Source organism: Streptomyces sp. JJ66, assembly GCF_019303495.1.
GTDB lineage: Bacteria > Actinomycetota > Actinomycetes > Streptomycetales > Streptomycetaceae > Streptomyces.
In genome coordinates, this window is the sequence record NZ_JAEVFI010000016.1 from 224,183 (window position 1) to 233,792 (window position 9,610).

Here is a 9,610-nt window from a genome sequence, read left to right on the forward strand (position 1 = left end):
CCGCAGCGCCTCGCCGGCGGACGCGGGCAGGGTCAGGCGGAACTGCGAGCCGCCGCCCGGCTCCCCCCACGCCTGGAGCCAGCCGCCGTGCAACCGGGCGTCCTCGATCGCTATCGACAGGCCGAGCCCGGTGCCGCCGGTGGTGCGGGCCCGGGCGGGGTCGGCCCGCCAGAAACGGTTGAACACGCGCTGTGCCTCCCCGGGCTTGAGCCCCACTCCGTAGTCGCGCACCGCCACGGCCACCGCGCCCTCGGACTCGGCGAGCCGGATGACGACGTCGCGGCCCTCACCGTGCTCGATCGCGTTGACGACGAGATTGCGCAGCACCCGCTCGACCCGGCGGGCGTCCACCTCGGCGACGACCGGCCGCTCGTCGCCGAGTACCAGCATGCGACTGCCCTTGTTGTCCGCCAGCGGCTCGGCGCCCTCCACCACCCGGTGCACCACCTCGCGCAGGTCAGTGGGCACGGCCTCCAGCGCGGCGGCACCCGCGTCAAAGCGGCTGATCTCCAGCAGCTCGGCAAGCAGCGACTCGAACCGGTCCAGCTGGCTGAGCAGCAGCTCCGCCGAGCGGGCCGTCACCGGGTCGAAGTCCTCGCGCGCCTCGTGGATGACGTCGGCGGCCATGCGCACCGTCGTCAGCGGCGTGCGCAGCTCGTGCGAGACGTCGGAGACGAAGCGGCGCTGCATCCGCGACAGCTCCTCCAGCTGCTGGATCTTCAGCTGCAGGCTCTGCGCCATCTTGTTGAAGGACTCCCCCAGACGGGCGATGTCGTCCTCGCCGGTGACCTTCATCCGCTCCTGCAACCGGCCTGCGGCCAGCCGCTCGGCGATCCCGGCCGCCATCCGCACCGGCGTCACGACCTGGCGCACCACCACCCAGGCGATCGCTCCCAGCAGCACGACCAGGAAGAGCCCGGCCGTGGCCAGGGTGCCCTTGACCAGGTCCAGGGACTTCTCCTCCTGCGTGAACGGGAAGAGGTAGTACAGCTGGTAGGGGTTGCCGCCCGCGTCGTTGAGCCGCTTGCCGATGATCAGCGCGGGCTGGCTGTCGCCGTTGCCCCGGACGATCTCTCCGTACTGCCGGTGCGTCTCCGGGCTCTCGTCCAGCGTCTGGCGCAGCTCCGCCGTGATCGACTCCTCGGGCCTGACATCGCCGAACGCGCGCGGGCCGCGGGTGTTCGAGCCGTCCTCGGTGCCGGAGGGCAGGGAGGCGTCGTCCGCGCTGAGCGCCACCACCGAGTACGATCCCTGCCCGCCGCTGGCCAGCTGCTGCACCAGCTGCGTCAGCCACGCCCCGGCGCCCAGGACGCTGCTGCCGGTCTCGGAGTCCGGGCTCCCGGACGCGGCGTTGTCCGCCGCGTCCTGGGCCACCGCGAAACCACCGGCCGCCTGGGACTGCGCGGCCTGGAGCTTGGCGTCCAGCAGGCCGTTGCGCACCTGCCCGATCACCACGACACCGAGCACCAGCACGACGCCGACCGACAGCAGCAGCGTCGCCGCCACCACGCGCAGCTGGATGTTGCGCCGCCACAGCCGCAGCGTGGGCAGCAGCGGACGCCTGATCCAGCGCACGAACATCCGGAACAGCGGGTGCGCCCGGCTGCCGGTGGCGCCCTCCGGGAGCAGGCCGTCGGGCAGGAGCTGCCCTGCCCGGCGGACGGGGGCGAACACCCCGGCCCGGGACCGGCCGCCGGACGAGCCGGGCTCCGGCACCGGCCCGGGCTTCAGCCCGCGTTCAGGCCCCGGCTCCGGTTCCTGCCCCGGCTGCGGCGTCGGCGGGACGGCACCGTCGCCGGCCATGTCAGCCCGGCCCCGCCTTGTAGCCCACGCCACGGACGGTCACCACGATCTCCGGACGCTCGGGGTCCTTCTCGATCTTCGAGCGCAGTCGCTGCACGTGCACGTTCACCAGCCGGGTGTCGGCCGCGTGCTGGTAACCCCAGACCTGCTCCAGCAGCACCTCCCGGGTGAACACCTGCCACGGCTTGCGGGCGAGGGCCACCAGCAGGTCAAACTCCAGCGGGGTGAGCGCGATGGAGGTGCTGTCCCGCTTGACGGAGTGCCCGGCGACGTCGATCACCAGGTCACCAATGGTCAGCTGCTCGGGGGTCGGTTCCTCCGAACGGCGCAGCCGCGCCCGGATGCGGGCCACCAGCTCCTTGGGCTTGAACGGCTTGACGATGTAGTCGTCCGCGCCCGACTCTAGGCCGACCACGACGTCCACCGTGTCGCTCTTCGCGGTCAGCATCACCACCGGCACGCCGGACTCGGCGCGGATCAGCCGGCACACCTCGATGCCGTCACGCCCCGGCAGCATCAGATCCAGCAGCACCAGATCCGGCTTGGTCTCCCGGAAGGCGGCCAGCGCCTTGTCTCCGTCCGAGACGAACGACGGTTCAAAGCCTTCGCCACGCAGCACGATGCCGAGCATCTCCGCCAGCGCGGTGTCGTCGTCGACGACGAGGACGCGTCCTTTCATGCGTTCATCATCCCATCACCCGTTGACGATGCCGTGGTGCCCGCGCGGGAACACAGCTCGGCGAGCCCCGTGGCGGTCACCGGCGAGACCGCTCCCGCCTCGGTGACGACCGCCGTGACCAGCTCTGCCGGCGTCACATCGAACGCCGGGTTGTACGCCTGCGCGCCCAGCGGCGCCACCGGCACACCGGGTGCCAGCTCCGTCACCTCATGGCCGCCGCGCTGTTCCACCTCGATCCCGGCTCCGTCCGCCGTTCTCAGGTCCACCGTACTCAGCGGTGCCACCACGACGAACGGGACGTGATGGTAGCGGGCCAGCACCGCCAGCGGATAACTGCCGATCTTGTTGGCCACCGAGCCGTCCGCGGCGATCCGGTCCGCGCCGACCACCACCGCGTCCACCTCCCCGGCCGCGAACAGCGAACCAGCCGCATTGTCCGGCAACACCGTGTACGCCATGCCGTCGCGGGCCGCCTCCCACGCCGTCAGCCGCGACCCCTGCAACAGCGGACGCGTCTCGTCCACCCACAGACGGCGCAGCTCACCAGCCCGGTGGGCCGCTTTGACGACGGCCAGGGCGGTGCCGTCGCCACCGGACACCAGCGTCCCGGTGTTGCAGTGCGTCAGCAGGCGCAGGCCGCCGCCCGGCAGCAGCTCGCGCAGCAGTGCCCAGCCGTGCTCGCCCATCGCCGTCCCGGCGGCCACCTCCTCCCGGTGCACCGCCCGGGCCTCCGCCAGCGCCCGCGCCGCCGCCTGCTCCGCCTGGGCCCCGTCGGCCAGGGCCCGCTGGTACGCGGCCTGGGCACGGCGCACCCCGGTGCCGAGGTTCACCGCGGTGGGCCGGGCACCCGCCAGGTGCTCAGCGGCATCCTGGACGTCGTAGCCCCGGGCCGCCGCCAGCGCCACACCGTAGGCGCCGACCACTCCCAGCAGCGGCGCCCCGCGCACCTTCAGCTCGCGTATCGCCCCGACGAGCGCGGGTACGTCGGTGCAGACGTACGCACTTTCCTCCTGCGGCAGCCGCGTCTGGTCCAGCAGCACCAGCACCGGACCCTCGGGCGGCTCCTCCCAGCGCAGCACCGGGACAGCGTTCGCGTCGTGATCAGCCATCCGCACAGTCTGCCCGCTCCCGGCGATCGTGGGCAGGGGCCCGGTACACCGGCGTACGCCCCGTGGCACGATGGGCTGCCACAGACCACACGACCGAAGGTGATCAGCCGTGAACGACGCTCCGGGCTGGGCCTCGCCCGGTTCTTCCGGCGACCGCGAGCCCTCGGGCGAGGGCCGCGACCAGCAGCACCGGCCCTCGGACGGCGCCGCCGACACCGCGCGTCCGGCCGACGACACCCCACAGCCGCCCGTGCCCCCGCCGCCCACGGGATGGACTGCCCAGCAGCCGCCCCCGGCCGGGAGCGGTTGGAGCACGCCTGGCGGCCAGCCCCGGCCGCCCGCCGGCGAGCAGGGGCAGAGCCAGTACGGGCAACCTGGGCAGTACGGGCAGTACAACCAGTACGGGCAGTACGGTCACCACGGCCACGGGCAGCCCGGGGGCTGGGGCGGCGCCTGGCAGTACGCCCAGGCCGCCAAGCCGGGCGTCATCCCGCTGCGTCCCCTCGGCCTCACCGAGATCCTTGACGGCGCGATCTCCACCATGCGCGCCCACTGGCGGCCGGTGCTCGGTATCGCGCTCGGCGTGGCCGTGCTGGTGCAGCTCATCTCCACCATCACCACCCGGCTGTGGCTCAGCGACAACAGCGCCCTGGCGAGCCTCCAAGAAGGCCGTGCTCTGAGCACCGAGGAAACGGTGGACTTCGTCACCACCACCCTGGGCACCAGCAGTATCAGCGGACTGACCTCGCTGATCGGCACGGTCATCGCCACCGCGATGCTCACCATGATCATCTCCCGGGCCGTCCTCGGCCGCCCAGTCACGATCGGCGAAGTCTGGCAGGACGCAAGGCCGCAACTCCCGCGCCTGCTCGGCCTCACTCTGCTGGTCACCGCCCTCCTGGTCGGCGTGCTGATCGTCTCCGTCCTGCCCGGCCTCCTGTTGGCCGGAGCTGTCGGGGCCGCCGGGCTGATCCTGGTGGTGCTGGGTTTCCTGGGCGGACTCGTCCTGATGATCTGGCTGGCGATCCGCTTCACGCTTTCTCCCGCGGCCCTCATGCTCGAACGCGCCGGAGTGCTCACGGCCATGCGCCGCTCGGCCAAGCTGGTGCGCGGCTCCTGGTGGCGGATCTTCGGCATCCAGCTCCTGGCGGCGCTCATCGTCGGGGTGCTCGGCTTCATCATCTCCCTGCCGGCCACCCTGATCGCCACCGCCGTGGGCGGCGGCTCAGGCGGTCTGCTGGGCGGCCCGCCCGCCGAGCTGTCCTGGACGTACCTGATCATCGTGGGCATCGGCAGCGTGCTCACGTCCACGATCACGCTGCCGTTCACCGCCGGTGTGACCGCCCTGCTGTACATCGACGCCCGTATCCGCCGCGAGGGCCTCGACCTGGAGCTGGCACGCGCCGCCGGACCGCAGGACGGTGCCCCGGGCCGGCCCGGCACCGCCGCGCCCGGATACTGACGGACGAGTGAGGGGGCTGACGATGCGGACCACCACGCCCCCCTACGCCGTGACGGCTCCCGGCGGTGACGACGTACCGGTCACCATCGGCCGTGACGCCGCCCGGGAGGCCGCCGAGCGCGAGCTGTCCCAGCCCCTCTACCAGGCCGACGAACCCGGGCTGATCGAGCGCGCCGTGAACTGGCTGCTGGACCGCCTGGGCCAGCTCCTGAACACCGCTGCCGACCTCACTCCCGGCGGCCTGACCGGCGTGGTCGTCATCGCCCTCGTCGTCATCGCCCTCCTGGTCGCCCTGCGCCTGCGACTGGGCCCCGTACGCCCGCAGCCCCGCAGCGCCCCGGGCACCCTCTTCGCCGAGGGTCCACGCTCGGCTGCCGACCACCGGGCCGCCGCCGAGCACCATGCCACCGCCGCGCAGTGGAGCCCGGCGGTCCAGGAACGCATGCGGGCGATCGTGCGCGCCCTGGAAGAACGCACCGTGCTCGACCCTCGCCCCGGCCGCACCGCCGACGAAGCCGCTACCGAAGCGGGGGACGCGCTGCCCGAGCATGCCGAAGCCCTGCGCGCCGCGGCCCACGCCTTCGACGAGATCACCTACGCCGACCGCGCCGCCTCCGCTGCCACCTACGAACGGCTGCGCGACCTCGACACCGCCCTGCAACAGGCCCGGCCCCGCCTCACCGCGTCCACGGTTTTCGGGGGCACGCGATGACCTCCACTTCTTCTCCCACCTCCTCCCTGTCTCCTACCGCGCGGCAGGTGTGGGCCCGTGCGCGCGGGCTGCTCGTCGCTCTCGCCGTCGTCCTCCTCGCCGCCGTCGTCCTCGCCGTTCTGCGCTCGGGCGAACAGCACGGCATGCTCGACCCGCGCTCGCCCGACCGCACCGGCAGCCGTGCCGTCGCCGAGCTCCTTAACGACCGGGGCGTGGACGTCACCGTGGTCACCACCACGGCGGGTGCCGCCCGCGCCACGGACGCCGACACCACCGTGCTCGTCACCAGCCCCGACCGCCTGGGCGAAGCCCAGCGCGCCGACCTGCGCCCTGCCTTGTCCGGCAGCGGTGGCCGCACCGTGCTGCTCGCCCCCGGCCCGGCCGCCGCCACCGACCTAGCCCCGGCTGTGGAAGCGGTGAGCCCCACCTCAACCGGCACCCTCGCCCCCCGGTGCGACGCTCCCTACGCCCAGCGGGCAGGCAGCGTGCGGCTGGGCGGCCTGGGTTACCGCGTCGGCAGCGGTGCGGGGGCCGCCGACGCCTGCTATCCCAGTGGCGGCCTCCCCACCTTGCTGCGCGTACCGACGTCTGCGGGCGGCGACACGATCCTCACCGGCACAGCCGAGTTTCTGTACAACGAGCGTCTCGACGAGCAGGGCAACGCCTCCCTCGCGCTGCAGCTCCTCGGCTCCCGGGACCGCCTCGTCTGGTACCTCCCTTCGCTCGCCGACCCGGCCGCGGGCGGTGACGGCTCCCGCGGCCTGACCGATCTCATCCCCGACGGCTGGCTGTTCGGCGCCGTCCAGCTCGCCGTCGCCGTGGCCGTCGCCGCCCTGTGGCGAGCCCGACGGCTCGGCCCCCTGGTCCCGGAACGCCTTCCGGTCGCCGTGCCGGCTGCCGAGGCGACCGAGGGCCGGGCACGGCTGTACCGCCTGGCCCATGCCCGGGACCGCGCAGCTGACGCACTGCGATCGGCCACCCGGACCCGACTCGCCCCCCTTCTCGGCCTCCCCGCCGCGCAGGCGCACACCGCCGATTCCGTAGTCCCCGCTGTCACCCGCTACACCGGTGACAGCCGCACCGCACGCTCCCTTCTCTTCGGGCCTGCCCCGGTTGACGACACCTCCCTGGTGCGCCTCGCCGACAGCTTGGACGAGTTGGAGCAACGCATCGCCCCTCGCTCCCTTCCGCACGTCGTCACCACGGATGACGTGACGCCGGAACCCTCGGCAGCCGCACCGACCGAAACGCTGCCAGAAGCACCGACAGACAAGGACGGCACCTCGTGAGCGCCCCCTCAGCACCCACCGCCCGCGCGGCCCTGGAAGCCGTCCGGGCCGAGATCGGCAAGGCAGTCGTCGGGCAGGACGCCGCCGTGACCGGTCTCGTCGTCGCCCTGCTCTGCCGTGGGCACGTCCTCCTTGAAGGGGTTCCTGGTGTGGCCAAAACCCTCTTGGTCCGGACGCTCGCAGCCACGCTGCGGCTCGACACCAAACGTGTCCAGTTCACCCCCGATCTGATGCCCAGTGACGTCACCGGGTCACTCGTCTACGACACCCGCAGCGCCGAGTTCTCCTTCCAGCCCGGCCCCGTCTTCACCAACCTGCTGCTGGCCGACGAGATCAACCGGACCCCGCCCAAGACGCAAGCCTCGCTCCTGGAAGCCATGGAGGAACGTCAGGTCTCCGTCGACGGTGTTCCGCGCACACTGCCCGAGCCGTTCCTGGTGGCCGCCACCCAGAATCCGGTCGAGTACGAAGGCACCTACCCCCTTCCCGAAGCTCAGCTCGACCGCTTCCTACTCAAGCTCAACGTGTTGCTCCCCTCCCGGGACGACGAAATCAGCGTGCTGACCCGTCACGCCGCAGGGTTCAGCCCCCGGGACCTCGAAAGCGCCGGTGTGCGCGCCGTCGCCGGACCAGCCGAACTGGACGCCGCCCGCGATGCCGTGGCGAAGACCGCCGTCTCACCCGAGATCACCGGCTATATCGTCGATATCTGCCGAGCCACCCGCGAATCCCCCTCCTTGAACCTCGGCGCCTCCCCGCGTGGAGCCACCGCTCTGCTGTCCACTGCCCGCGCCTGGGCCTGGCTCACTGGCCGCGACTACGTCATCCCCGACGATGTCAAAGCCCTGGCGCTGCCCACCCTCCGCCACCGGGTCCAGCTACGCCCCGAGGCGGAGATGGAAGGTGTCACTCCCGACAGCGTGCTCAACTCGATCCTCGCCCGTGTGCCCGTACCGCGCTGATCGGTGAGGTGACCATGGCTCTCACCGGACGCGCAGCACTCATCGCTCTTCTCGGCACGCTCGTCGTCAGTCTCCTGCTGCCGAGTTGGACCGGCATCCTGGCCGTCCAACTCGTCCTCGCACTCGCAATTCTGTACGACCTCCTGCGCGCCGCGCCAGTGCGAACGCTCCAGTTCACTCGTGTAGGTGACACATCAGTTCGACTCGGTGAGCAGGCCAGCGTGCACCTCACCATCGCCAACCCCAGTCCACGACACCTGCGGGCCCAACTGCGCGATGCCTGGCCACCCAGCAGCTGGCCCGCCGACACCGCCACCGACGCCTCACGCCACGCCCTCGATGTTCCGCCAGGCGAACGCCGTCGTGTCTCCACACACCTCACGCCCACGCGTCGCGGAGACCGCACCGCACACCGCGTCACCGTCCGCTCCTACGGCCCCCTCGGCCTCGCGGCCCGGCAGGGCAACCACACCGTGCCCTGGACGGTGCGCGTTCTGCCCGCCTTCCACAGCCGCAAGCACCTCCCCGCCAAACTGGCCAGACTCCGCGAACTCGACGGCCGCACCAGCGTGCTCACGCGCGGCGAAGGCACGGAGTTCGACAGCCTCCGCGAGTACATCCCCGGTGACGACACCCGGTCCATCGACTGGCGGGCCACCGCGCGCCAGTCGTCCGTAGCCGTCCGCACCTGGCGGCCCGAGCGCGACCGGCACATCCTCATCGTCCTCGACACCGGCCGCACCTCCGCGGGTCGCGTCGGCGACGTACCGCGTCTGGACGCCGCCATGGACGCCGCACTCCTGCTGGCCGCAGTCGCCAGCCGAGCCGGGGACCGGGTTGACTTCCTGGCCTACAACCGGCGCGTACAGAGCACGGTGCAAGGCCGTACCGCGAAGGACGTCCTCCCCGGCCTGGTCGAGGCGATGGCTCCCCTGGAAGCGAGCCTCATCGAAACGGACACCCCGGGGATGGTGTCAGCCGTGCTCCGCACGGCCCGGCACCGCTCACTCGTTGTCCTCCTCACCGGGCTCGACGCCGCCCCCGTGGAGGCGGGTCTGCTGCCCGCCCTACCGCCGCTGGCCCAGCGGCACACCGTTCTCCTGGCATCCGCGAGTGATCCCCGGGTGTCGGAGATGGCACGCGCCCGGGGCTCGGTGGACGCCGTCTACGAGGCAGCAGCAGCCGCAAGCGCCCAGCAGGAACGCCAGCGCACGGCTGACCGCCTGCGCCACCACGGGACCACGGTCATCGACGCTGATCCCGGCACGCTGGCCCCGGCCCTCACCGACGCCTACCTCGCCCTCAAAGCCACGGGCCGCCTCTGAGGGGCCTGGCCGATAGCACCACCGACGCTTCTTCCGGGCCGCATTCCCCACCCGAGAAGGGCTTTCCCCACGGCACCCCTGCAAGCCGGAACGTGCCTTTGTATGCCAGCGCCGTGCCCGTTGGCATACAAAGACAGTATTCCGTCCGTACCCCGGCTCGCCATCGCCCTTATGGCTCGTCCGAACGTTCCTGGAAACGCAGAAGAGCCCCGTCGGTTATCCCGACGGGGCTCTCCCACACAAACTGTTCGGCGGTGTCCTACTCTCCC

The 9,610-nt window shown here is 72.1% G+C and carries 8 protein-coding genes; 5 read left to right on the top strand and 3 right to left on the bottom strand.

The window, feature by feature from the left end; translation table 11 throughout:
* From mtrB to mtnA, 3 genes are all read right to left on the bottom strand, one after another.
* On the bottom strand, positions 1–1,674 hold a 1,674-nt coding region (gene mtrB / locus JJV70_RS14340), incomplete at its 3' end, for an MtrAB system histidine kinase MtrB (RefSeq protein ID WP_374227303.1).
* 130 nt (positions 1,675–1,804) lie between these two features.
* A complete protein-coding gene (gene mtrA, locus JJV70_RS14345; RefSeq protein ID WP_219048277.1) occupies positions 1,805–2,482 on the bottom strand; it encodes a two-component system response regulator MtrA in 678 nt (225 codons plus the stop codon).
* Positions 2,479–3,591: an S-methyl-5-thioribose-1-phosphate isomerase gene (gene mtnA, locus JJV70_RS14350; RefSeq protein WP_219048279.1), complete on the bottom strand. Its 1,113-nt coding sequence runs from the start codon at positions 3,589–3,591 to the stop codon at positions 2,479–2,481. Before mtnA ends, mtrA begins: the two co-directional genes overlap by 4 nt.
* Before the next feature lie 109 nt (positions 3,592–3,700).
* Here mtnA and JJV70_RS14355 point away from each other — a divergent pair, with 109 nt between their 5' ends.
* From JJV70_RS14355 to JJV70_RS14375, 5 genes are read left to right on the top strand one after another with little or no spacing between them, the layout of a single operon-like run.
* Positions 3,701–5,053: a hypothetical protein gene (locus JJV70_RS14355; RefSeq protein ID WP_219048281.1), complete on the top strand. Its 1,353-nt coding sequence runs from the start codon at positions 3,701–3,703 to the stop codon at positions 5,051–5,053.
* A gap of 22 nt (positions 5,054–5,075) precedes the next feature.
* Entirely contained in the window at positions 5,076–5,765 is a 690-nt protein-coding gene (locus tag JJV70_RS14360; RefSeq protein WP_219048282.1) for a DUF4129 domain-containing protein, read from the top strand.
* Complete coding sequence (locus tag JJV70_RS14365) at positions 5,762–7,054, top strand: DUF4350 domain-containing protein (protein WP_219048283.1); 1,293 nt, start codon at positions 5,762–5,764, stop codon at positions 7,052–7,054. Before JJV70_RS14360 ends, JJV70_RS14365 begins: the two co-directional genes overlap by 4 nt.
* Complete coding sequence (locus tag JJV70_RS14370) at positions 7,051–8,016, top strand: MoxR family ATPase (RefSeq protein WP_219048284.1); 966 nt, start codon at positions 7,051–7,053, stop codon at positions 8,014–8,016. Before JJV70_RS14365 ends, JJV70_RS14370 begins: the two co-directional genes overlap by 4 nt.
* Before the next feature lie 14 nt (positions 8,017–8,030).
* A complete protein-coding gene (locus JJV70_RS14375) occupies positions 8,031–9,341 on the top strand; it encodes a DUF58 domain-containing protein (RefSeq protein ID WP_219048286.1) in 1,311 nt (436 codons plus the stop codon).
* Positions 9,342–9,610: the final 269 nt, after the last annotated feature.

What these genes read in the sequence shown, in the direction of transcription:
- JJV70_RS14360 (WP_219048282.1), top strand. Translation starts at nt 5,076, where the DNA reads ATGCGGACCACCACGCCCCCCTACGCCGTGACGGCTCCCGGCGGTGAC.
- JJV70_RS14375 (WP_219048286.1), top strand. Translation starts at nt 8,031, where the DNA reads ATGGCTCTCACCGGACGCGCAGCACTCATCGCTCTTCTCGGCACGCTC.
- mtrA (WP_219048277.1), bottom strand. Translation starts at nt 2,482, where the DNA reads ATGAAAGGACGCGTCCTCGTCGTCGACGACGACACCGCGCTGGCGGAG.
- JJV70_RS14365 (WP_219048283.1), top strand. Translation starts at nt 5,762, where the DNA reads ATGACCTCCACTTCTTCTCCCACCTCCTCCCTGTCTCCTACCGCGCGG.
- mtnA (WP_219048279.1), bottom strand. Translation starts at nt 3,591, where the DNA reads ATGGCTGATCACGACGCGAACGCTGTCCCGGTGCTGCGCTGGGAGGAG.